The following is a 22,942-nucleotide window of genomic DNA, read 5'->3' on the forward strand; positions in this document are numbered from 1 at the left end:
CTAACACGGCCACCCCTTTTAGCAATTGGGTGCGCAAAAGATATAATCGCCCACATAAAACGGGTTCAAACCGTGAACAAAATCTGGCATGGTGCCGCCATGCCAATCATCTCGCCGATTCTGCAAAACCCGCTCATCGACGGTCGCCAGTCGGAACGCGCCATGCTGGTGCGGCGCGGCGTGCAGCGGCTTTTGAGGGAGATGGGCGCGCATGTGCTGCCCGAACTGTCACTGGCCACCGGCCGCCGTGCCGATCTGGTCGCGCTGACGCGGCAGGGCGACATCTGGATCATCGAGATCAAATCGTCGATCGAGGATTTCCGGGTCGACCGCAAATGGCCTGACTACCGGCTGCATTCCGACCGCTTCTTCTTCGCTACCCATCCCGGCGTGCCCTCGGAGATCTTTCCGGAGGAGTGCGGCTTCATCCTCTCCGACGGCTACGGCGCCGAAATCCTGCGCGATGCGCAGGAGCACCGCATGGCGGCGGCAACCCGCAAGGCGCTGATGCTGCGGATCGCGCGGGCCGGCGCCTCGCGGCTGCTGGCGGCTGAGCTTGCCGGTGTGTCGGTGCCTGCGCTGGAGGGTGAGAGCGAGTAGCGGCTGCTTTTGCAGAACCTGGGTTCCTCGCCCCACGGAGTGGGGAGAGGTGGCCCTGAGCTGCCTGCAAGCCTACTCTTCGCTCTCTTCCATCCCACCCGCCGCCGGCGCCATCAACAGCACGGCGGCGCCAAGGAGGGCGGCGATGAAGGAGCCGGCGAGGATGCCGACCTTGACCGCGTCCTGGAGTGCTGCGTCGCTGGCGAAGGCGAGCAGGCCGATGAAGAGGCTCATGGTGAAGCCGATGCCGCACAGCAGCGAGATGCCGATCAGGTGCGACCAGCCGGCATGGGCTGGCAGGTCGGCAAAGCCCAGCCGGATGGCAAGCGCTGAAGAGCCGAACACGCCGACCAGCTTGCCGACGACGAGGCCGGCGGCGACACCCAGCGTCAACGGCTCGATCAGCGCGCCAAAACTCAGGCCGGCGAGCGAAACGCCGGCATTGGCAAAGCCGAAGATCGGGATGACGACAAAGGGCACTATTCTGTGCAGGCCGTGCTCGAGCCGGTGCAGCGGCGAATGGTCGAGATCGTGGCTGATCCCGGCGGAGCGTTCGAGCGGGATGGTCAACGCCAGCGCCACGCCGGCAAGCGTCGCATGCACACCCGATTTCAGCACCAGAACCCACAGGATCACGCCGAGCACGAGATAGGGCAGCAGTGTCATCACCCGCATGCGGTTGAGCACGACGAGCACGGCAATGACGGCGAAGGCAGCACCAAGGTAAGCGAGCGACAGGCCGCTGGTGTAGAAGATGGCGATGATGATGACGGCGCCGAGATCATCGATGATGGCCAGCGCGGTGAGGAAAACCTTCAGCGAGGCCGGCACACGACTGCCGAGCAGCGACAGCACGCCGAGCGCGAAGGCGATGTCGGTGGCGGTCGGGATCGCCCAGCCGGACAGGGCCGCCGTATTGTCGCGGTTGATCGCGACATAGACGAGCGCCGGAACCACCATGCCGCCGGCCGCGGCAATGCCGGGCAGCGCGCGCCTCGGCCAGGTCGAGAGCTGGCCGTCCAGCATCTCGCGCTTGATCTCCAGCCCGACGAGCAGGAAGAACACCGCCATCAGCCCGTCATTGACCCAGTGCGAGACGCTGAGCGGGCCGAGATAGGCGCGAAGAGCGGCGAAGTAGGTTTCGGAGAGCGGCGAATTGGCGACGATCAGCGCAAGTGCGGCCGCCACCATCAGGATGATGCCGCCGGCCGCCTCGCTATCGAGAAATTCGCGGAAGACGGAAACCGGCCGCTGCTTCAAGTCCTGCATGTCGCCTCCGTCATGCCGCCTGCCGGCCGGCGTCATTCGCAATGATGCGCAAACTCCGGCAGCCCGACAAGTGCCAGACTGTGCTCCGCGCCTTTAGAGGCTGTTTCGAAATTCGCTCTGGCGAGTCATATGGTGGTGGTTTCGAGAACCGGAGCGGAGCGGACATTTGGGTCCGTGAGCACCGGAAGCGCAGAAAACGCCATCAGATGGCCGCCAGAGTAGGATTTCCAAACGGTCTCTCAGCGCGGCGCGCGCTTGGCCAATATCCGCTGCAAGGTGCGGCGATGCATGTTGAGCCGGCGCGCCGTCTCGGAGACATTGCGCTCGCACATTTCATAGACGCGCTGGATATGCTCCCAGCGGACGCGATCGGCCGACATCGGGTTTTCCGGGGGTGCCGCACGCTCGCCGGCGGTCCGGGTGAGCGCGGCAAAGATGTCGTCGGCGTCGGCCGGCTTGGAGAGGTAATCGACCGCACCGAGCTTCACCGCCGTCACCGCCGTGGCGATGTTGCCGTAGCCGGTCAGGATGATGGTGCGGGAATCGTCGCGCTTCTCGCGGATCGCGGCAACCACGTCGAGGCCGTTGCCGTCGCCGAGCCGCATGTCGACCACCGCATAGGCGGGCGGGTTGGCGCGCGCCTTGGCAACCGCCTCCTCGACGCTCTCGGCCGTCTCGACCACGAAGCCCCTGGTTTCCATGGCACGGGCCAAACGCGTGAGGAACGGCTTGTCGTCATCGACGATGAGCAGCGAGGTGTCCTCGCCTTCAACCATTGCGCCAATATTTTCGTCGCCTGTCATAGTCTCAAAATTCCTGCTGCCTTAATTTTACGCAGATATAGTTCCTGAGCCTGATTGTCCAATTTTTCGAGCCCTTGCAAGGCGCTCAGGCGGTGTCGAACATACTGGCCGAGGTGATTTCCGGATTGAGGAACACGCCGCGCGGCCACGATATCTGTACCACGGCGCCCTCGCCCAGGCCGCTCGAATTGCGGAAATCGAGCGTCGCGCCCGAGCGTTCGAGCAGCGTCTTGGCGATGAACAGGCCCAGCCCCAGGCCGCCGCCGGCTTCCGTGCCCTGGCGCGTCGACATGTAGGGCTCGCCGATACGGTCGATGATCTCGGCGGGAAAGCCCGGCCCGTCATCGATGATCGAGAAGGCCACAGTGGTGTCGTCCCAGCTCCAGCGCACGGTGACGCTCTTGCGGGCGAAATCGACGGCGTTCTCGACCAGATTGCCGAGGCCGTAGATGACGCCCGGATTGCGGCGCCCGACGGGTTCGGGCCCGATGCGCTCGCCGGGCCGAAGCTTGATCGAGATGCCGAAGTCGCGATGCGGGGCGGTGACCTCCTCGACCAGCGAGGTCAGCGGCAGCCGGGAAAGATGCGCCTCGCCCTCGGACGACAGGCTGGTCAGGCGCTTGAGGATCTCACGGCAGCGCTCGCTCTGCGAGCGCAGCAGCTTCACGTCTTCGCCGTATTTCGGATCGTTGCCGAGCGCCTTTTCCATTTCCTTGACGACAAGGGTGATGGTGGCGAGCGGCGTGCCGAGCTCGTGCGCGGCGGCCGCCGCCAGCCCGTCGAGCGCCGAAAGGTGCTGCTCGCGCTGCAGCACCAGTTCGGTGGCGGCAAGCGCATTGGCCAGAAGCCGCGCTTCGGCGGCCACCCGGAAGGCGTATATGGCGGTGAAGGCGATAGAGGACAGCACCGCCATCCATATGCCGGCGACATAAATGAACGGCATCGCCAGCGGCGCACCTTCATGCCAGGGCAACGGCAGATGGACAAAGACCAGCAAGGTCGCCGCCGTCATCACCAGTCCGCCGAGAATGGCGGTCAGGCGCAAGGGCAGCGACGTCGCCGAAATGACGACGGGCACGGTCATCAGCAGCGAGAACGGGTTGGTGAGGCCACCGGTCATGTAGAGCAGGCCGGCAAGCTGCAGACTGTCGAAGATGAGGATGCCGAAGGCCGCGAGCGGGGTGAGCCGATGCGCCGCCGGAAAGCGAAAGGCGAGAAACAGGTTCATCCAGGCCGAACAGGCGATCAAGGCGAAGCAGAGGCTGACCGGCAACGGGAATTTCAAGCCATAGGCGACGACGAGCACCGCCAGGCTCTGACCGACGATGGCAAGCCAGCGCAGCCTGATCAGCGTGTTGAGGCGCAGTCTCTGGCTCTGCTGGAAATCGGGCGAACGCAAAATATTGATCATGGCCATGAATTACAGCCGTGGGACGGCGAGCGCTAGTAGCGCTGCACCGCCGATCTGATGGTTGGAAGCCTCTTGGCGACCGAAATTCATCATTCGTTTCGGTGGACTAAACATTCGGGGTTGGCCGAAGCTTCCCAACTTCGTCATCCACGGGCGGAGCGGGAGCGAAGCGGACGCGCAGACCCGAGGACGAAGCGATGGGCGTTCGCGCCAAGGCATGCAGTTCATCGCTGTGAGCGATCCATCAAAATTGATGCGTCGAGGACCTAGGTCCCGCGCGGTTTGGCGCGGGCGGTGGCGGCGGCGAGCAGCGGATTTTCCGGCCAGACATGCTTGGGATAGCGGCCGCGCATGTCGGCGCGCACATCGGCCCAGGAGCCACGCCAGAAGCCGGGTAGGTCGCGCGTCGTCTGGATCGGCCGGTGTGCCGGCGACAGCAGTTCGAGCGTCAGCGGCACCGTGTCGGCGGCGATCGCAGGATGACGGTCGAGGCCGAACAGTTCCTGCACGCGCACCGCCAGCACCGGCCATTCGCCGTCATAGCGGATCGGCACATGGCTGCCCGACGGGGCGTCGAAATGGGTGGGCGCCAGCGTGTCGATCCTGCGCTGCAGGTCGTGCGGCACGAGTGTGGCGAGCCCAGCCGAAACAACGCCCGGATCGATGGCGGCAAAGGATGCCGCGCCGGACAGGAACGGCAGCAGCCAGTCGTCGAGGCGCTCGATGAGGGCGGCATCCGCCATATCAGGCCAGGGTGCGCCGAGGCCGCGATGCAGCCAGGACAGCCGCTGGCGCAGTGTCTGCGCCTCCTTGCCCCAGGTCAGCAGCGACAGCCCATGCTCGCGCACCGCATCGAGGATGGCGCGATCGGCGTCGGTGCCGGTTGGCGGCGGCAGCATGCGCTCGGCGAGCGTGATGGCGCCGAGGCGCACCGTCTCGCGCACACGCACGGCGCGGCGGTCGCGATCGAAACTCGTTTGCTTGCGTGTTTCGATCCTGCCGGCAAGTGCTGCGCGGACATCGTCCTCACCGATTGCCGCCGCCGCCGTGATGCGCGCATTCTGCGCCTTGCCTTGCAGGTCGGCGACGACCAGAAACGGCTCGCCCGCCAGTGGGTCAGCGGCGTCGAGCATGGCGCCGGAACCGTTGGCCAGCACGAAGCGGCCGCGCTCGCCACGCGCCTTGGCGACGCGGTCGGGCCAGGCGTGGACGAGGAGGAGGCCGGCAGAAACGGTCTCACCGTTTTTCGCGCCACCGGTCTGCCTCGCCAGCCGTTCGGCAAGCTGGCGCGCGGCGGTGGCGCGTGGCGATCGCTCAGAGCGAAAGCGCATCAGCCGTCGCTCCAGATCAGCACCGTCGCCGCCTAGCCCGCGTTCTGTCAGCAGCACGGCGAGCATGGCTGCCTCGTCGGCGTGACCGCTCCTGGCTGCCTCGGCGACCATATGCGCCAGCCGCACCGGCAGAGCGAGCTTGCGCATCGCCATGCCCGCTTCCGTCAGGCGCCCGGCCTCGTCGATGGCGTCCAGCGCGCGCAGCAGCAGCCTCGCCTCGTTGAGCGCAGGCGCGGGCGGCGGATCGAGAAAGGCAAGACTCGTCGGGTCGGCGACGCCGAAGGCGGCACAGTCGAGCAGCAGCCCGGACAGGTCGGCTTCGAGGATTTCAGGTGGCGTGAAGGGGGGGAGTGCAGCCGTCTGCTCCGCCCGCCACAACCGCATGGCGACGCCTGGCTGCGTGCGCCCGGCACGGCCGGCGCGCTGGTCGGCGGAAGCCTTGCTGACGCGCACGGTTTCCAGCCGGGTGAGGCCGCTGGCCGGCTCGTAGCGCGGCAGTCGCGACAGGCCGGAATCGATAACGATGCGCACGCCGTCGATGGTGATGGAGGTCTCGGCGATCGAGGTGGCCAGCACCACCTTGCGGCGGCCAGCCGGCGCCGGCTTGATCGCCGCATCCTGCGCCTTGCCGTCGAGCATGCCGTAGAGCGGCACGAGGTCGACATCCGCACTGACCTTGCCGGCCAGCCGCTCGGCGGTGCGCTCGATCTCGCGCTGGCCGGGCAGGAAGGCAAGCACGCTGCCGCTCTCGTCGGCAAGCGCCGAGCGGATCGCCTTGGCCATGGCGTCCTCGATGGTGGTGCCGGCCGGCCGTTCGTCGTAGCGGACATCGACGGGAAAGGCGCGGCCCTCGCTCTCGATCACCGGCGCGCCCGACAGCAGTTTGGCCACACGCGCGCCGTCGAGCGTCGCCGACATCACCAGCACGCGCAGATCCGGCCGCAGCGCGCCTTGCACGTCGAGCGCCAGCGCCAGGCCGAAATCGCCATCGAGCGAGCGCTCGTGGAATTCATCGAAGATCACCGCCGAGACGCCGGGCAGTTCGGGGTCATCGAGAATCATCCGCGCCAGCACGCCTTCGGTGACGACCAGTATCCTGGTCTTGGCCGAAGTGCGGTTCTCCATGCGCATGGCATAGCCGACGGTCGCGCCGGGCTCCTCGCCGACGAGTTCGGCCATGCGGCGGGCAGCCGCGCGGGCGGCAAGCCGGCGCGGTTCGAGCAGAACGATCTTGCCGGCCCCCAGCCAGGGCGCATCGAGCAACACCAGCGGCACCAGCGTCGTCTTGCCGGCGCCGGGTGGCGCCACCAGCACGGCATTGTTGCCACGGCCGAGCGCTTCACTCAGCGCCGGCAGCACGGCGGATACGGGAAGGTCCGGCAGAGGTTTCGTGGTCATTGTTCCAGGAATGCGCTCATCCAATCGCGGCAGGCCCGCTCCGTCCGCATACCAGCGGTCGCGGTGGCCATGCAACTTAGAGACTGTTTGGAACTTCTACTCTGGCGGCCATCTGATGGCGTTTTCTGCGCTTCCGGTGCTCACGGACCCAAATGTCCGCTGCGCTCCGGTTCTCGAAATCACCACCATATGACTCGCCAGAGCGAATTTCGAAACAGTCTCATAGAGCCGGAGCCGGTTCAAAGCCGGGTGCGGGAAAACGGGTTCCATCGCACCGTGCCCAACCGCGCTTCCTCGCGCACCATGGTCAGCAAGCCGGAACCGCCGACGACCGCGAGGCCGACCAGCGACAGCCAGTCGGGGTATTCCTGGAAGAACAGCGCGCCGAGGATCACCGCCCAGACGATCTGCGAATAATGCGTCGGCGCGATCCGGTTGGCGGGCGCATACTTGACCGCCAGGAGCTGCAGCAATTGCCCGCAAGCGGTGAAGGCACCGGCCATCACCAGCCACATCAGTTGTTTTGCGTCCGGAACGGTGAATGACGTGGCGGCGGCACCGATGCCGTTGAACGCCAGGCCATAACCGACCAGCACGCCGAGCATGGTTGTGCGCCTTTCCTGCTGCGCCAGGGAGCGCATCAGGATGACGCTGGCAGCGGCGAGGAAGGCAACGCCGAAGGCGGCAAGGTGGCCGAGATTGAGTTCCCGAAACCCCGGTCGCACCACCAGCATGACGCCAGCAAAGCCGGCGACAACCGCCAGCCATCGCCACGGACCGACCTTCTCCTTGAGGATGACGGTGGAGAGGATGGTGACGCAGAGCGGCGCCAGAAAGACCAGCGCATAGACCTCCGCCAGCGGAATGGTGGTGAAGGCATAGACGCTGAGCACGCCGGACGCGATGCCTGCCCAGGCGCGGGCCTGCACCGCCCAGGGCCTTTTGGTGCGCCAGAAATCACGCCAGCGCTCGCCCGCCGGCCGCGTGAAGAAGAGGAAGAAGCCGGCAAACAAGGTTATGAAAAATCCGATCTCGAAGATCGTGAGCTGGCCGCCCAGGCTTTTGACAACGGCATCGCTGCCCGAATAGCTTGCATAGGCGATCAGGGCGAGCAGAATTCCGTTCGTCACGTTTTTCCATTTCCGGGGAGAGAGACTTGAAAATACTGGCGCTCGGTGCGCATCCGGACGACATCGAGATCTTCATGTTCGGTACGATGGCCGCCTATGCCGCGCAAGGCGCAGAACTGACTTTTGCTATCGCCACCGATGGGGCCAAGGGCGGCAAGGGTGATCCCGGCGTGCTTGCCCGGGCGCGGCGCGAGGAGGCGACACAAGCGGCAAGCCTGCTTGGTGCCGCGCCACGCTTTCTCGACTTCCCCGACGGCGCGCTGGTTGCCGATGCCGCGCTGATCGCGACCCTGAAGGCGCTGATCGGCGAGATCGGCCCTGACCTGGCGATTACGCATGCGCCGAACGACTATCATGGCGACCACCGCGCGCTGTCGGACGGCGTGCGCATCGCAGCTTCGTTCGCGGTGCCGGTGCTGCATGCCGACACGCTCGGCGGCACCGGTTTTTCGCCGACGCATTATGTCGATATTTCCGCGCATGCCGACATCAAGGCCAAGGCGATCCGCATGCATCAGTCGCAGGACCCCGATCGCTTCGTCGATGCTGCGCGAACGCAGAACCTTTTTCGTTCGGGCCAATGCAACGGCGCGCAGGGTTCGCTGGCCGAAGCCTTCCGCTTCGAGCCGGTATTTCCTTTCGCCGACATCCGCGCGCTGCTGCCACCGGCACCGGCAATCCGGCCGGTGATGGTGAGCACCAAACGGGTCGACTGAGAGTCGAGACCACCTTCAGGCCTGGTCGGATTCGGCTTGCACGGCTTCGACAATCCGACCTACGATCCACGCTTTTCCGAACGTTTTCAGACACCGCCCCGTGCATGCTGCGCCGCAGCAACGAATTCGCTTGCGTTGTTTAGTAAAAATTGCATTACTAAACAAATTACTAAACATCTGCCGCGCTACCGCGCCGCCATGTTTGGGCCCCTGAGGAGAGGGGTTTAGGGCTCTTGAAACCGTCATCCGGACGCGTTTCGCAAATGGGAGGAAGGCATGAAATCGAGCTTGAAACTGGCGTTGGGACTGGCCTCGGCGATATCCGCGTCGACAGCCGCCTCGACCGTCGCGCACGCTGAAGACCTGACGCTGTGCTGGGCCGCCTGGGACCCGGCCAATGCGCTTGTCGAACTGTCCAAGGATTTTACCAAGGAAACCGGCATCGGCATGAAATTCGAATTCGTGCCGTGGACCAACTATGCCGATCGCTTCCTCAACGAGCTGAACTCGCACGGCAAGCTGTGCGACCTGATCATCGGCGACAGCCAGTGGATCGGCGGCGCCGCCGAGAACGGCCACTACGTCAAGCTGAACGACTTCTTCGACAAGGAGAAGATCAGCATGGACGACTTCGTGCCGGCAACCGTCGTCGGCTATTCGGAATGGCCGAAGAACACGCCGAACTACTGGGCGCTGCCGGCCATGGGCGACGTCGTCGGCTGGACCTATCGCAAGGACTGGTTCTCCAAGCCGGAGCTGCAGAAGGAATTCAAGGAGAAGTACGGCTGGGATCTCGGCCCGCCGACGACGTTCGACCAGCTGAAGCAGGTCGCCGAGTTCTTCCAGAAGCGGCAGATCGACGGCAAGACCGTCTATGGCGCCTCGATCTATACCGAGCGGGGCTCGGAAGGCATCACCATGGGCGCCATGGACGTGCTCTACAGCTACGGCTTCCAGTACGAAAACCCGAAGAAGCCCTACGAGATGGAAGGCTTCGTCAATTCCGACAAGTCGGTGAAGGGTCTGGAGTTCTACAAGGCGCTCTATGATTGCTGCACCCCTCCGGGCGCCTCGAACAGCTATATGGGCGAAGGCGTCGATGCCTTCAAATCCGGCCAGGTGGCGATGCACATGAACTTCGCCTTCACATGGCCGGGCCTGCAGAAAGACGAGAATGTCGGCGGCGACAAGATCGGTTACTTCGTCAACCCCAAGGGGCCTGACGGCGAGCAGTTCGCCCAGCTCGGCGGCCAGGGCATCTCCGTTGTGTCCTATTCCGACAAGCAGGAATCGGCGCTGAAATACATCAAGTGGTTCGCCAACAAGGATGTGCAAGCCAAGTGGTGGTCACTCGGCGGCTATTCCTGCCTCAACGCGGTGGTGAAGGATCCAAAGTTCCCGGCCAGCCAGCCCTATGCGCAGACCTTCCTCGACTCGATGGCCATCGTGAAGGACTTCTGGGCCGAGCCCAGCTACGCACCGCTGCTGCAGGCGTCGCAGAAGCGCTTCCATGACTATGTCGTCGCCGGCCAGGGTTCGGCCAAGGATGCCCTTGACGGCCTGGTCAAGGACTGGACGCAGGTCTTCGAGGACGACGGCAAAATGTAACCGGCTCCTCCCGAGCTAGGCCCAAGCGTCCCGTGCCACCCTTGGCACGGGACGCAGTTCAGATAAATTCCATGACAGAGACGACCCAAGTGACCGAAGCAGGACTGACCATGCTCAATCGGACCGCGGAGAACGTTGCCCGGGCGACCCCGGAACCGTTGGCCCGCAAGGTCCGGGGCATCAGCGACAAGGGCCTCGCCTGGCTGTTCATTTCGCCGACGATCCTGTTGCTGCTCGCCATCAACATCTTTCCGCTGTTCTGGGCGATCTATCTGTCGTTCACCAATTATCGGGCCAACCGGCCGAACGAGGTGGTGAAGAATCTCGGCTTTGCCAACTACCAGCGCATCCTCGGCGACAAGGACATCTGGATCGCCATGCAGACGACGGCGCATTTCGTGTTCTGGACCATCCTGCTGCAGACGCTGATCGGCTTCACGCTGGCCTGGCTGATCGACAGGAAGTTCCGCGGCCATGCGTTCTGGACGACGCTCATCCTGGTTCCGATGATGCTGTCGCCGGCGGTGGTCGGCAATTTCTGGCGCTTCCTCTACGAGCCGCAGATCGGCCTGTTCGCCTATGCCATTTCCTTCGTCACCGGCATCCCGCCAACGAATATCCAGATGCTCTCCAACGTGTCGCTGGCACCATGGTCGATCATCATCGTCGACACCTGGATGTGGACGCCTTACGTGATGCTGATCTGCCTCGCCGGGCTGCGCTCGATCCCCGAATACATCTATGAGGCGGCCGAGGTCGACCGCGCCTCCAACTGGCGGCAGTTCTGGTCGATCACGCTGCCGATGGCGCTGCCCTTCATCATGCTGGCGGTGCTGTTTCGCGGCATCGAGAACTTCAAGATGTTCGACATGGTCAATCTGTTGACCGGCGGCGGGCCGGGCTCGACCACCGAGGTCGCCTCGATCACGCTGAAGCGCCAGGCCTTCGAGAGCTGGCGGACGGGCTATTCCTCGGCCTTCGCCATCATCCTGTTCGTCGCGGTGTTCGGTCTCGCCAACATCTACGTCAAGGCGCTCAACAAGGTGAAGCAGAGATGAGCCTGACCACTGCCCACTCGGTCGTCGCACCGTCTGCGAATTCGAAGCGCATCGCCGGCGCGATCATCATTGCCTACGCGCTGATCTCGATCGTGCCGTTGCTGTGGATCTTCGCCACCAGCTTCAAGACGCCGCCGGATTCGATCGCCTATCCGCCGAAGCTGCTGTTCCAGCCGAGCCTCGAGGGCTACTGCAACCTGTTCACGACACGCACGCGACAGACGCCGGAATACATCAACTCGCTGGGGCCGGCGACCGACTTTTGCGACGAGACCACGCGCAAGCGCAACATGGTGATCGCCGGCCCGTCCAACTTCCTGCCGCGCTTCGTCAATTCGCTGATCATCGCCTTCGGCTCGACCTTCTGCGCGGTGTTTCTCGGCACGCTGTCGGCCTATGGCTTCTCGCGCTTCAAGGTGCCGCTGGCCGACGACCTTTTGTTCTTCATCCTGTCGACGCGCATGATGCCGCCGATCGCCGTCGCCATCCCGATCTACCTGATGTACCGCGAACTTGGCCTGTCCGACACCGCGCTCGGCATGATCCTGCTTTATACGGCGGTCAATGTCTCGCTGGCGGTGTGGCTCTTGAAAGGCTTCATCGACGAGATCCCGCGCGAGTACGAGGAAGCGGCGATGATCGACGGCTATACGCGGCTGCAGGCCTTCTGGCGCACGGTGCTGCCGCAAGCGACCACCGGCATTGCCGCGACCGCGATCTTCTGCCTGATCTTCGCCTGGAACGAATATGCCTTCGCCGCCCTTCTGACCTCCGGCACGGCGCAAACCGCGCCGCCCTTCATCCCGACCATCATCGGCGAAGGCGGCCAGGACTGGCCGGCGGTCGCGGCCGGCACGACGATCTTCCTGGTGCCGATCCTGGTTTTCACCATCCTGCTTCGCAAGCAATTGCTGCGCGGCATCACCTTCGGCGCGGTGCGCAAATGAGCATGACAACACCTCAGAAACGCAAATCGCGCTGGCCGGTCTGGGCGAGGCGCGGGCTGATGGAAAATATCGCGACGGCGCTGATCGCCATCGGCTTCCTGATGCTGTTCCAGCCCTTCGCACTGTCGCTCTACACCTATTCCTTCATCACCATGCTCGCCGGCACCGTGATGTTCATCATCGTCTCGAAGTTCCCGGAATAGCCATGGCCGAAATTCGTGTTCAGCATCTGAGAAAGGCCTTCGGCGATTTCGTCGCCGTGCAGGATTCCAATTTCGTCGTCGAGGATGGCGAGTTCTTCGTCATGCTCGGACCGTCGGGCTGCGGCAAGACGACGACCTTGCGCATGATCGCCGGGCTCGAACTGCCGACCGGCGGGCAGATCCTGCTCGGCGGCGACGACGTCACCATGCTGCGGGCACGCGAGCGCGACATCGCTTTCGTCTTCCAGCTGTTCGCGCTCTATCCGCACATGAACGTGCGCAAGAACATCGGCTTCCCACTGCTGGCGCAAGGCATGCCATCAGCCGAGATTCGCGAGCGCGTCGAAGAGACGGCAAAGCTTCTGCGCATCGACCATCTGCTCAACAAATCCGTCTCCGGCCTTGCCGGCGGCGACCGCCAGCGGGTGGCGCTCGGCCGCGCCATCGTGCGGCGACCAAAGTGCTTCCTGATGGATGAGCCGCTCGGCACGCTCGACACCGAGTTCCGCGATTTGATGGTCCATGAGTTGCGCGAGCTGCACAACCGCATCCACGCCACCACCGTGTATGTCACGCACGACCAGATGGAAGCGATGTCGATGGCTGACAAGATCGCGGTGATGAACCATGGCGTCATCGAACAGTTCGGCACGCCGCGCGAAATCTACGACCGGCCGGCGACCATGTTCGTCGCCGACTTCATCGGTTCGCCGCCGATGAATTTCCTGGGCTTCGGCGGAGGACTCAACAAAGGGGCGAAAGAAATCGTCGTCCAGGGTGCGAAGGTCGCGGTGCCGGAGGTGCGCGAGGATATCGCACCGACCGACATGGCGCTTGGCATCCGCCCGGAACACATCCGCTTCGACGACACCTCCAAGTTGCGTGGCGCTATCTACGGCACCGAATATCTCGGCACCACGCAGATCGTCGCTGTGGAGACGGCGGACGGCATCATCAAGGCACGCGTGCCGGCCGAGATCCGGCTCTCCACTGGCGACCATGTCGGCCTGACGCTGAGCAGCGCGCGGCTGTCGCTGTTCGAGAAGGGATCGGGTCGCGCGGTGAGAACCGCGGTCCACGATGCCGCCTCGGAGCGGAGGGCACAGCATGGCTGACGTGCACATCAAGAACGTGAGCAAGAGTTTTGGCGACCATGTCGCCGTCAACGGTCTCGACCTTTCCATCGCCGATGGTGAGTTCGTCGTGCTGCTCGGGCCAACCGGAGCCGGCAAGACGACGACGCTGCGGCTGATCGCCGGGTTGGAGCGGCCGGATGCAGGCACCATCGAAATCGGCGGCCACAATGCCACGACACTTTCGCCGGCCGAGCGCGACACCGCCTTCGTGTTCCAGCAATACTCGCTCTATCCGCATTTGTCGGTGTTCGACAACCTCGCCTTCCCGCTGCGCTCACCGGCACGAAGGATGCCGGAGGAGCAGATCCGCCGCCGGGTCGAGGAGGTGGCGAAGATGGTGCGCATCCATCACAAGCTCGCCAACCGCTCGACCAAGCTTTCGGGCGGTGAAATGCAGCGCGTCGCCATCGGCCGCGCGCTGGTGCGCAAGCCTTCCATCTATCTGATGGACGAGCCGCTGTCGTCGCTCGATGCCAAGTTGCGGGCGGATCTCAGGCTCGAACTGAAGCGCATCCAGTCCGAGCTCGGCGCCACTATGCTCTATGTCACGCATGACCAGATCGAGGCGATGACGATGGCCGACCGCATCGGCATCCTTGCCGATGGCGTGCTGGTGCAGATCGGCTCGCCGAGGACGATCTATTCGGAGCCGGCAAACCTTCATGTCGCGGCCAGGCTCGGCCAGCCGGCGATCAATCTTCTGCCGACCGGGCTGCTGCCCGATGGCGGCGCACCGACCGGCACCAAGACCATCGGCGCACGCACCGAGCATCTGTCGATCGAGAAGGCCGCGAACGGCCAAGCCGACGGCGTCGTCGACTGGGTCGAGCATCTCGGCGACCAGAATCACCTGCATGTGACGGTGGGGACCAGGAAGCTGGTGACGCTGACCGATCCCGACACGGATCTGGGACAAGGCGACAGAGTGGTGATCCGCTATCGGTCGCCGCTCTACTTTGGTGCCGACGGACAAAGGCTGATGTGAACGGTTTTCGGTGTTTCCCTGCCAAGGTTCAACACCGGCTTCTGATTGACGATTGCGAATACGGGACTGGACGAATTCGATGAAGCACTTTTTCAATCGCAGGGAAACGATCGTCACCGAGGCGCTGGACGGCCTCTTGCGGACCATTGGCGCCGGCGATCTGGCGCGCCTCGACGGGTATCCCGAAATCAAGGTCATCCTGCGCGCCGACTGGGACAAGACGAACGTCAGCGTCCTCTCCGGCGGCGGCGCTGGGCACGAGCCGTCACATGCCGGCTTCGTTGGCAAGGGCATGCTGACGGCGGCGGTTTCGGGCGAGATCTTTGCCTCGCCAAGCGTCGAGGCGGTGCTGGCCGCCATTCGCGCGGTCACTGGCCCGGCCGGCTGCCTGCTGATCGTCAAGAACTACACCGGCGACCGTCTCAATTTCGGCCTGGCGGCCGAGAAGGCGCGGGCTGAGGGCTTCCGCGTCGAGATGGTGATCGTCGCCGACGATATCGCGCTGCCCGATATTGCCCAGCCGCGCGGTGTTGCCGGTACATTGTTCGTGCACAAGATCGCCGGCCATCTGTCGGAAGCCGGCCACGATCTTGCAGCCGTCGCGACAGCAGCGCGAGCCGCGGCGAAGGACATCGTTTCACTCGGCATGTCGCTGTCGTCCTGCTCGATCCCGGGCCAACCGCACGAAGACAGATTTGGCGAAAACGATGGCGAGCTCGGCCTCGGTATTCACGGTGAGCCGGGCGTCGAGCGGATTGCCGTGCAAAGCGCCGACAGGCTGGTCGCGATCATGGTGGAGCGGCTTGCGGCACAGCTCGATCCGGCAGCCAGCTATGCCTTGCTCATCAACAATCTCGGCTCCGTGCCGCCGCTCGAAATGTCGCTTGTCGCCAATGCGGTGCTGGCTTCGCCGCTCGCCAAGACCATCAAGCTGACGATCGGCCCCGGAGCGCTGATGACGGCGCTCAACATGAACGGCTTCTCGCTGTCGCTGATCCGGCTGGACGCTGTGCGCGAGGCAGCCTTGCTGGCACCGGTCGGCCCACACGCCTGGATGCCGGCAAAGCCTCTTGTTGCGCCGGCTATTGTGCCGCTGGCGAAACCAGCCGCCGTAAGCGCGGCACACAAGCCCAGCCAGGATGCACGCACCAGACGCCTTGTCGTCACCATCGGCGAGCGGCTGATCGCGCTCGAAGCCACTTTGAACGGGCTGGACGCCAAGGCGGGAGATGGCGACACCGGTTCGACGGTGGCGACAGGCGCGCGCAGTGTGCTCGATCGGCTGGATACGCTGCCGCTGGCCGATCCTGCGGCAACCCTTGGCGCGGTGGGCGACATTCTGAGCGCGTCCATGGGCGGCTCCAGCGGCGTGCTGCTGTCGATCTTCTTCACCGCGGCGGCGCAGGCTTTGGATGGCGGCGCCGGCCTGGCCAAAGCGCTGCTTGCCGGCCTCGAACGGATGACCTTCTACGGCGGCGCAAAGGTTGGCGACCGCACGATGATCGATGCCCTGGAGCCAGCGCTGAAATCGCTGGACACCGGCGGCCTGGAGGAGGCGGCAACGGCGGCTCGACGCGGTGCCGAGGCCACGTCCGCCATGGACAGAGCGAAAGCCGGGCGGTCCGCTTATGTCGGCAGCAAGCTGCAAGGCGTGGTCGACCCCGGCGCCTATGCCGTGGCCGAGGCCTTCGCGGCCGCAGCCGCGCTGCTTGCAGCGGTCTGACGCATGCTTCAGTTGTCGAATGAAAATTCTTTCGCTACTGCCGGCAGGGTGGGAACCAGGAATTTGGGTGACATGGCGGCGTTGAACCTTTCCAGGCTGATCGCGGCCGCCGCGGACACGATTGCCGCTCACGCCGAGGCGTTGACGGCGCTCGATCAGGCAATCGGCGACGGCGATCATGGGCTGAACATGAAGCGCGGTTTCGAGGCCGTGCGCAGCGAAGCCGAGGCGTTTGCTGCCAAGCCGCTGCCCGAGGCGCTCAAGGCGATCGGCACCAAGCTGGTGATGACGGTCGGCGGGGCTTCCGGTCCGCTGTTCGGCACCTTGTTCATGGCGCTCGGCAAGGAGATTTCCGCCGCGCCCGATCGCGCCAATCTGACCCTGGCTTTCGGCAAGGCCATCGAAGCGGTGGCCGCAAGGGGCAAGTCGCAGGTTGGGCAGAAGACGATGCTCGACGTGCTGCAGCCTGTGCATGATGCCCTGTTGCGGGGAAAGACGGGGGCGGAAATCGCCGATATCGCCGACGCGGCCGCCGAAGCGACCGTGCCGATGAAGGCCCTGCGTGGCCGAGCCTCGTTCCTTGGCGACCGCTCGATCGGCCATATGGATGCCGGTGCGCGCTCAACCGCGCTTCTCGTGCGGACAGTGGCGGAAACCGTCGGGGAAAGCGCATGAGCAATGTCGGCATCGTCATCGTTTCGCATTCGCCGCTGGTCGCCGAGGGCACGGCCGACATGGTTCGGCAGATGGTGGGCGACGAAGTGCCGCTTGCATGGTGCGGCGGAAACGGCCATGGCGGGCTCGGCACCAATGTCGAGGCGATCATGAGCGCCATCGACAGGGCATGGTCGGAAGCCGGCGTCGCCATCCTAGTCGATCTCGGCGGCGCCGAGACCAACAGCGAAATGGCGGTGGAGATGATCGGCGAGCCGCGTGCGCAGAAGATCATCGTCTGCAACGCGCCGATCGTCGAAGGCGCGGTGATGGCGGCGACCGAGGCGTCCGGCGGGGCCTCGCTCAAGGAAGTGGTGGCGACGGCGCACGAATTGTCGCCGTCGTGAACGAACGGGAATCTTGAAGATATGTCCGCATCCGCCGAAGCGACCGTCCTGATCACCCATGAGGTGGGTCTGCATGCGCGTCCTTCGGTGAAGTTCACCAAGCTGGCCAAGACCTTCGCCGCCGAGGTGGAAATAGCACTTGCCGCCAACGGGCCATGGTTCGACGCCAAGAGCATCGTCAAGGTGATGGCCACCAAGGCGCCGAAAGGCACGGTGCTGCACATCAGGGCCAGCGGCGCCGGCGCCAATGATGCCGTCGACGCACTGGTCGAACTGGTGCGGCGCGATTTCGACGAAGGCGCGGACCATGTCCGAACCGCTTAGGCTTCAAGGCATCTCGGCCTCGGCCGGTTATGCCGAGGGGCCGCTGTTCGACCTCGACCGGATTGCCATTGCTTACGCCTGCAAGGAAAATACCGCCGACGAGAAAGCAGCGCTCGAGACCGCAATCGACATTGCGACGGGCCGTCTCGCCGCATTGATCAAAATCGCTGATGGTGACGCCGCCGACATCCTCGAATTTCAGATAGCCATGCTGGGGGACGACGCGTTGAGCGGCCCGGCTTTTGCAGCGATTGCCTCCGGACACCCCGCCGATGCGGCATGGCGACAGGCGCTGGATGTGGAAATCGCTGGCTACGAGACCTCGGATCAAGAGTATTTCCGCGCCCGTGCGGCCGACATACGCGACATCAGGGACCAGGTGCTGCGCGCGTTGACCGAGGATGGCGACATCCAGGCACCACGCGGCGCTATTCTCTACGGCGAGGACATCGCACCGACGCGTTTTCTCGAGACCGACTGGAGCGGCGGCGGCGGCATCGCGCTGAAGGCGGGCAGCGCGGCGAGCCACGTCGCCATGCTGGCGCGCTCGCGCGGCGTGCCTATGGTTGTGGGGCTTGGGGTGTTGGGTCTTGGCAACTCGCCTGCCAATCTTGCCGGCATCGCGCTGCTCGATGCCGAACATGGCGGCATCGTGCTGTCGCCTTCCAAGGCCGAAATCGATGCCTTTCGCCAATCGTCGTCATCGTTCTTCGCACGCCGCGACCGGGCCGGGATTTTTCTGGCGCGGCCGGCGGTGACCAAGACCGGTACAGCGGTGCGCGTACAGGTCAATATCGCCGATCCGTCCGACGTCGACGGCATCGACATCGCCACCTGCGACGGCGTCGGGCTGATGCGCACCGAATTCCTGTTCGGCAAGACATTGCCGGATGAGGAGACGCAGTATCGCGCCTATCGCAAGGTGCTGGAATGGGCCGGCGACAAGCCGGTGACGATCCGCACCGTCGATGCCGGCGGCGACAAGCCAGTGCCCGGCTTCACTGTCGAGGAAGGCAATCCGTTCCTCGGTCTGCGCGGCATCAGGCTGTCGCTGGCGCGGCCGGAAGTGTTTCGTGTACAAATCCGGGCACTGCTGCGCGCCGCCGTCCACGGCAGTCTGAAAGTGATGTTCCCGATGATCGCCGTTGTGGAGGAATACAGACAGGCAGCGGCGATGTTCGCCGAGGAGCAGGCAGCCCTTGCTACTCACGGCATTCCGCAAAAGATGCCGCCGCTCGGCATCATGGTCGAGGTGCCTTCGGTGGCGATCGTGCCGGAGGCCTTTGCCGAGGCCGCCTTCTTCTCGATCGGCTCCAACGACCTGACCCAGTATGTCATGGCAGCCGCCCGGGACAACGCTCTAGTGGCACACCTCAACTCGGTCCGTCATCCAGCCGTGCTGCGGCTTGTCGCTGCCGTAACCGCGTTTGGCTTGCGTGCAGAAATTCCGGTCAGCCTGTGCGGCGATGCCGGCGGCGACCCCGCCTCGATCCCGTCGCTGCTCGAGGCCGGCCTGCGCGACCTTTCCGTTGCCCCCGCGCAACTCGCCATGGCCAAGGCGGCCATCGCGGACGTTTCGATCCAGGCGCGGCCGGCATGATCGACAAGATGCCTGAAGCCGGTTCCGAAGAGGCGATCCGCGCCTACAAGACGATCCTGTCGCACGTCATCGACCAGCGGCCGTCCGGCATGCGCCAGCGGCTCGCCGATGCGCTTGGCAAGCACCGCAGCTTCGTCACGCAGATTTCCAGCCCGGCCTATTCGATCCCGATCCCGTCAAAGCATTTGCCTTCGATCTTTTCCGTCTGCCATTTCAGCCCCGCCGAGCGCGACCAGTTTCTCGCCGCCTATCATCAGGCGCATCCGGGAAAAATGTCTGTCGCGGCAGGCATGCGCAAGACGCGGCATGTTTCGCTCATCGTGCCCGATTTCGGTGACGACAAGCAGAACGCAGCGCTCGACCGGGCAGTGAATGATTTTATCCAGAAGATCACCAGCATCACCGGTAAGGGTGGCTGATCCGTTAGAGCGGTTCAATATTTCGTGGAGCGATTGAACCACTCTAACCTTTTGTTTCTACGCAATTCCGGACGGAAAACCGTTACACACTTTTCCTGGAATTGCTTTGGTTGAGGCCCATTTCGGGAGGAGACGGCCGTGAAGAAATTTATGAATTCGGTGGACACGGTGCTGACCGAAAGCCTCGACGGCTTCGTTGCCGCCCATGCCGACATCCTTGTGCTTGGCGACGAGCACAAATTCGTCCGCCGCAAGGCCTTGCGGCCGGGCAAGGTGGCGCTGATCTCCGGCGGCGGCTCCGGCCACGAGCCGCTGCATGGCGGCTTTGTCGGTCACGGCATGCTCGACGCCGCCTGCCCCGGCCAGGTGTTCACCTCGCCGACGCCGGACCAGATGCTGGCGGCGGCAGAAGCCGTCGACACCGGCGCCGGCTGCCTGTTCATCGTCAAGAACTATGAGGGCGACGTGATGAACTTCGAGATGGCGGCTGAAATGTCGGAAGGCGTCATGCAGATCGTCACCAATGACGATGTCGCCGTCGAAAACTCGTCCTACACGACCGGCCGGCGCGGCGTCGCCGGCACGCTGGTCGTCGAAAAGATCGTCGGCGCGGCGGCCGAGCATGGCCTGGCGCTGGCGCCGCTGAAGGCGCTGGGCGAACGCGTCAACGGTGTGACCCGGTCGATGGGCGTGGCGCTGACCAGTTGCACCGTGCCCGCCGCAGGCAAGCCGACTTTCGACATCGGAGATGGCGAGATGGAGTTCGGCGTCGGCATCCACGGCGAGCCCGGAAGGCGACGCGACATGTTGAAAAGCGCAGATGCGATCGCGCAAGAGATTTGTGCCGCGATCCTGGGCGATCTCGGCGACAGGGCCAAGGGCCCGGCGCTGCTGTTCGTCAATGGCTTTGGCGGCACGCCGTTGATGGAACTCTATCTGATGTACAACAGCGCGCGAACAATTTTCGAGAGGCACGGCGTGACGGTGACCCGTTCGCTGGTCGGCTCCTATGTCACTTCGCTCGACATGGCTGGCTGTTCGATCACGCTGACCATGCTCGACGCGGAAACGGCCGCATTCTGGGACGCGCCGGTGCACACGGCGGCGCTGCGCTGGGGCATGTAGTCTTCCTGCCAAGCTGTGGCTGGAATCGTGCCGCCGGCGGGAATCGTCCCAGAAATAGTCTTCCTCGCGACGCGGGATCGTCCGAACCGTCCGGGCCAGACCGTTGCTTTCCTTCCCCCGAGTAAGGTAAAGGACTCCTCGGGACTTGTGGAGATAGCGTATGCGTTACAATTGGGAGCGGGCTCCGACGAGCTTCGAACGTCACAGAAAAGCCCTGGCGACAGCCATTTTGATCTTCGGCGGCATCGGCCTCATGCTTGTGGCTTTGCCGATCTAGAGCAATTCCAGGAAAAGTGTGAAACGGTTTTCCGTCCGGAATTGCGTCGATCTAGAGCAAGCGACATTCATCGAACGGCTGCCTGGGAAACTCGGGACACGGATTGTCAGCGCGGCTGGCCGGTCACGGCAATGAAGCGGCGGTCGCGCCCCTCGAAGCCTTGGCTGAAGCGCTGCACCAGCACCACAATCACGGCCGGCTTGCCGGCCGGGGTGAATTCGTAGGATTCCGACAGGCTGTAGGAGGTCGGACAGTTCCTTGAGCCCGGCACCGTCTTGTCTTCATGCAGGACCTTGAACGGCTTGCCGTCCTGCCCCTGCAGCGTCAGCCGAAAGCCGAGCGCCTTGCCCGATATGTCGCCTTGCTGCGTGGCGTCGAAACTCGCTGAACAGTCGGTGGTGCTGCTGGCCAGGATCTGGTCGAGCTGGATGGTCGAGATGTCGAGTTGGTCATAGAGCGGCGAAAGCCATTTCTGCGACACCTGCTCGAGGCGGGAAATGTCGTTGTAGGCAACCATCTCATCGGGAAAGGTGAACTTGTCGGAAGCCGTCTGCTCGCCGCGCGACGCGATGGCATATTCGGCAAGGATGGGCGCCGCCTTCGCAGCGGCCCGTGCCCTTGCCTGTTCCAGGGTCAGTGTCGCCTCCTCGGACTCGTCAACGACGAGGATCGGCTCGCCGCCAACGAAGGCGTCGGTACGGGTGTCGATGATGTCGATCTGCGAATAGCCGGAAGCCGAGGCGCCGGCGTCGAGCGTTCCATATTGCTCGAAGGCGAAGGTGCTGCCGTCGGGCGAAAAGCCGATGATGCGCCGTGCCGCGGCATCGCCGGCCTCAGCGGTTCCAGTCGAGATCGCGAGCATGACACCCAGGAAAGATGGAAGCAGGGATTGCCTGATGGTCCGCCCAAGACGAGGCATTCTCTTCACTCCCCTCGTTTCACCAGCGCGGTCACCACCGTGAAACGGCGGTCCGGCCCTTCCATGACATATTCGAAGCGTTGCACAAGCACGGCAAGCGCGATCGAGCCATCCGCCAATTGCAAGGCGTGCGCCTCGGCAAGACCGAAGCCGAGCGGGCAGCCCTCATCCGTCTGCGCAGCCTGGACCGCGCCAAGCACGAGCGGCGGCTTGCCGTCGCGCTGCAGCGTCAGCGTAAAGCCCTTGGCGGTGTAGCCGTAGTCGGCACAGGTGCCGGCCGACGAGGCGATGGCCTGTTCCTGCAGCTCCATATGGGCTCCACCTCCGAATACCGAGGGTTCCAAAGCCATCGTCGCCACCGCGGCCTGCTGCAATGCCTTGACAACAGGCGATTGGCGTCCGTCCGTCTCGTCGGCGATGGCCAGCGTGGTTTCGCGCGAACGGCTGGCGGCCACGATGCCGACCCGGGTGCCGCTTCCATTGATGCCGAACCGTTGCAGCAAGGGCGCGGCCTGTTGCTTCGCCTGCCGCCGGATGACCAGGAGTGGATCCTGATTGGGGTCTTGCAGCAGGCTGTCATCGACCGTGGTGGTATCGACGACGAGCGGCACACCATCGACGGATCTGTTCGTGGCGACCGCGATCACATCGGTCAGCGAATAATCCATGCCGGAGACGCTTTCGGTGCCGTATTGCTCGAAGGCAAAGGTGCGGCCATCGCTGGAAAAGCCGAGCGGCTCGACGGCCGCGCCATCGTCCGCCCAGGCGACGGATGCGACCGTCAATGACAGCGCCGCCAGCACGGCCGCTCCACCAATCCCGTATCGAAATTTCATCGCAGCTTGCCCCCAAGCGCCAGATCGATGCCGGCCGCACGATGGCGTGCATTTGCGGCCAAG

Annotated in this window: 22 protein-coding genes; 15 read left to right on the forward strand and 7 right to left on the reverse strand. The window is 64.2% G+C overall.

All coding sequences use genetic code 11. The annotated features are described in order from the left end of the window. Positions 1 to 99 precede the first annotated feature (99 nt). Positions 100 to 600, forward strand: coding sequence for an MmcB family DNA repair protein (locus tag B5V02_RS14515; protein WP_111545406.1), 501 nt, complete (start codon positions 100 to 102; stop codon positions 598 to 600). A gap of 72 nt (positions 601 to 672) precedes the next feature. Here the strand turns inward: B5V02_RS14515 and nhaA are convergent, their stop codons facing one another. The 5 genes from nhaA to B5V02_RS14545 all read right to left on the reverse strand — a co-directional run bounded on the left by nhaA (position 673) and on the right by B5V02_RS14545 (position 7,942). Continuing rightward, positions 673 to 1,869: a Na+/H+ antiporter NhaA gene (nhaA, locus tag B5V02_RS14520; RefSeq protein WP_111545407.1), complete on the reverse strand. Its 1,197-nt coding sequence runs from the start codon at positions 1,867 to 1,869 to the stop codon at positions 673 to 675. A gap of 239 nt (positions 1,870 to 2,108) precedes the next feature. After that, positions 2,109 to 2,672, reverse strand: coding sequence for an ActR/PrrA/RegA family redox response regulator transcription factor (locus tag B5V02_RS14525; RefSeq protein WP_111544836.1), 564 nt, complete (start codon positions 2,670 to 2,672; stop codon positions 2,109 to 2,111). 85 nt (positions 2,673 to 2,757) lie between these two features. After that, positions 2,758 to 4,089, reverse strand: coding sequence for an ActS/PrrB/RegB family redox-sensitive histidine kinase (locus B5V02_RS14530; RefSeq protein WP_111544837.1), 1,332 nt, complete (start codon positions 4,087 to 4,089; stop codon positions 2,758 to 2,760). Between the two features lie 260 nt (positions 4,090 to 4,349). Further along, a complete protein-coding gene (gene hrpB, locus B5V02_RS14535) occupies positions 4,350 to 6,812 on the reverse strand; it encodes an ATP-dependent helicase HrpB (protein WP_111544838.1) in 2,463 nt (820 codons plus the stop codon). Positions 6,813 to 7,051: 239 nt separating this feature from the next. Beyond that, positions 7,052 to 7,942, reverse strand: a complete 891-nt coding sequence (locus tag B5V02_RS14545; RefSeq protein ID WP_111544840.1) for a DMT family transporter — start codon at positions 7,940 to 7,942, stop codon at positions 7,052 to 7,054. A 26-nt stretch (positions 7,943 to 7,968) separates the two neighbouring features. On the opposite strand from B5V02_RS14545, the gene B5V02_RS14550 reads away from it, so the two are divergent. From B5V02_RS14550 to dhaK, 14 genes are all read left to right on the forward strand, one after another. Then, the gene (locus B5V02_RS14550) at positions 7,969 to 8,658 is read left to right on the forward strand and encodes a PIG-L deacetylase family protein (RefSeq protein ID WP_111544841.1); all 690 of its coding nucleotides are present in this window, start codon (positions 7,969 to 7,971) and stop codon (positions 8,656 to 8,658) included. Positions 8,659 to 8,934: 276 nt separating this feature from the next. Further along, positions 8,935 to 10,266 carry an ABC transporter substrate-binding protein gene (locus B5V02_RS14555; RefSeq protein ID WP_111544842.1) on the forward strand — a complete coding sequence of 444 codons (1,332 nt, stop codon included), beginning with the start codon at positions 8,935 to 8,937 and terminating at the stop codon, positions 10,264 to 10,266. 110 nt (positions 10,267 to 10,376) lie between these two features. Continuing rightward, positions 10,377 to 11,324: a carbohydrate ABC transporter permease gene (locus B5V02_RS14560; protein ID WP_095084297.1), complete on the forward strand. Its 948-nt coding sequence runs from the start codon at positions 10,377 to 10,379 to the stop codon at positions 11,322 to 11,324. Then, on the forward strand, positions 11,321 to 12,271 hold the full coding sequence (locus B5V02_RS14565; protein WP_111544843.1) for a carbohydrate ABC transporter permease: 951 nt from the start codon (positions 11,321 to 11,323) through the stop codon (positions 12,269 to 12,271). Before B5V02_RS14560 ends, B5V02_RS14565 begins: the two co-directional genes overlap by 4 nt. Beyond that, complete coding sequence (locus B5V02_RS14570) at positions 12,268 to 12,474, forward strand: hypothetical protein (RefSeq protein WP_111544844.1); 207 nt, start codon at positions 12,268 to 12,270, stop codon at positions 12,472 to 12,474. Before B5V02_RS14565 ends, B5V02_RS14570 begins: the two co-directional genes overlap by 4 nt. Positions 12,475 to 12,476: 2 nt before the next feature. Beyond that, the gene (locus tag B5V02_RS14575; RefSeq protein ID WP_111544845.1) at positions 12,477 to 13,589 is read left to right on the forward strand and encodes an ABC transporter ATP-binding protein; all 1,113 of its coding nucleotides are present in this window, start codon (positions 12,477 to 12,479) and stop codon (positions 13,587 to 13,589) included. Then, positions 13,582 to 14,595, forward strand: coding sequence for an ABC transporter ATP-binding protein (locus B5V02_RS14580; RefSeq protein ID WP_111544846.1), 1,014 nt, complete (start codon positions 13,582 to 13,584; stop codon positions 14,593 to 14,595). The genes B5V02_RS14575 and B5V02_RS14580 overlap by 8 nt, the downstream gene beginning before the upstream one ends. A 79-nt stretch (positions 14,596 to 14,674) precedes the next feature. Continuing rightward, complete coding sequence (locus B5V02_RS14585) at positions 14,675 to 16,318, forward strand: dihydroxyacetone kinase subunit DhaK (protein ID WP_111544847.1); 1,644 nt, start codon at positions 14,675 to 14,677, stop codon at positions 16,316 to 16,318. Between the two features lie 72 nt (positions 16,319 to 16,390). Next, positions 16,391 to 16,993: a dihydroxyacetone kinase subunit DhaL gene (dhaL, locus tag B5V02_RS14590; protein WP_111544848.1), complete on the forward strand. Its 603-nt coding sequence runs from the start codon at positions 16,391 to 16,393 to the stop codon at positions 16,991 to 16,993. Further along, positions 16,990 to 17,379 (forward strand): dihydroxyacetone kinase phosphoryl donor subunit DhaM, encoded by a 390-nt coding sequence (gene dhaM, locus B5V02_RS14595; protein WP_111544849.1) that lies wholly within the window; start codon positions 16,990 to 16,992, stop codon positions 17,377 to 17,379. The genes dhaL and dhaM overlap by 4 nt, the downstream gene beginning before the upstream one ends. Positions 17,380 to 17,400: 21 nt before the next feature. Next, complete coding sequence (locus B5V02_RS14600; protein ID WP_111544850.1) at positions 17,401 to 17,703, forward strand: HPr family phosphocarrier protein; 303 nt, start codon at positions 17,401 to 17,403, stop codon at positions 17,701 to 17,703. Next, positions 17,687 to 19,303 carry a phosphoenolpyruvate--protein phosphotransferase gene (gene ptsP, locus B5V02_RS14605; protein WP_111544851.1) on the forward strand — a complete coding sequence of 539 codons (1,617 nt, stop codon included), beginning with the start codon at positions 17,687 to 17,689 and terminating at the stop codon, positions 19,301 to 19,303. Before B5V02_RS14600 ends, ptsP begins: the two co-directional genes overlap by 17 nt. Next, positions 19,300 to 19,722 (forward strand): hypothetical protein, encoded by a 423-nt coding sequence (locus tag B5V02_RS14610; protein WP_095082801.1) that lies wholly within the window; start codon positions 19,300 to 19,302, stop codon positions 19,720 to 19,722. The genes ptsP and B5V02_RS14610 overlap by 4 nt, the downstream gene beginning before the upstream one ends. 138 nt (positions 19,723 to 19,860) lie before the next feature. Then, the gene (gene dhaK, locus B5V02_RS14615) at positions 19,861 to 20,847 is read left to right on the forward strand and encodes a dihydroxyacetone kinase subunit DhaK (RefSeq protein ID WP_111544852.1); all 987 of its coding nucleotides are present in this window, start codon (positions 19,861 to 19,863) and stop codon (positions 20,845 to 20,847) included. A gap of 383 nt (positions 20,848 to 21,230) precedes the next feature. Here the strand turns inward: dhaK and B5V02_RS14620 are convergent, their stop codons facing one another. Both B5V02_RS14620 and B5V02_RS14625 read right to left on the reverse strand, forming a co-directional pair. Beyond that, complete coding sequence (locus tag B5V02_RS14620) at positions 21,231 to 22,043, reverse strand: DUF2259 domain-containing protein (RefSeq protein ID WP_245445920.1); 813 nt, start codon at positions 22,041 to 22,043, stop codon at positions 21,231 to 21,233. 5 nt (positions 22,044 to 22,048) lie between these two features. Continuing rightward, a complete protein-coding gene (locus B5V02_RS14625) occupies positions 22,049 to 22,879 on the reverse strand; it encodes a DUF2259 domain-containing protein (RefSeq protein ID WP_111544853.1) in 831 nt (276 codons plus the stop codon). Between the last annotated feature and the right edge of the window lie 63 nt (positions 22,880 to 22,942).

Origin of the sequence: Mesorhizobium kowhaii, assembly GCF_003253745.1 — a bacterium.
Taxonomy (GTDB): domain Bacteria; phylum Pseudomonadota; class Alphaproteobacteria; order Rhizobiales; family Rhizobiaceae; genus Mesorhizobium; species Mesorhizobium kowhaii.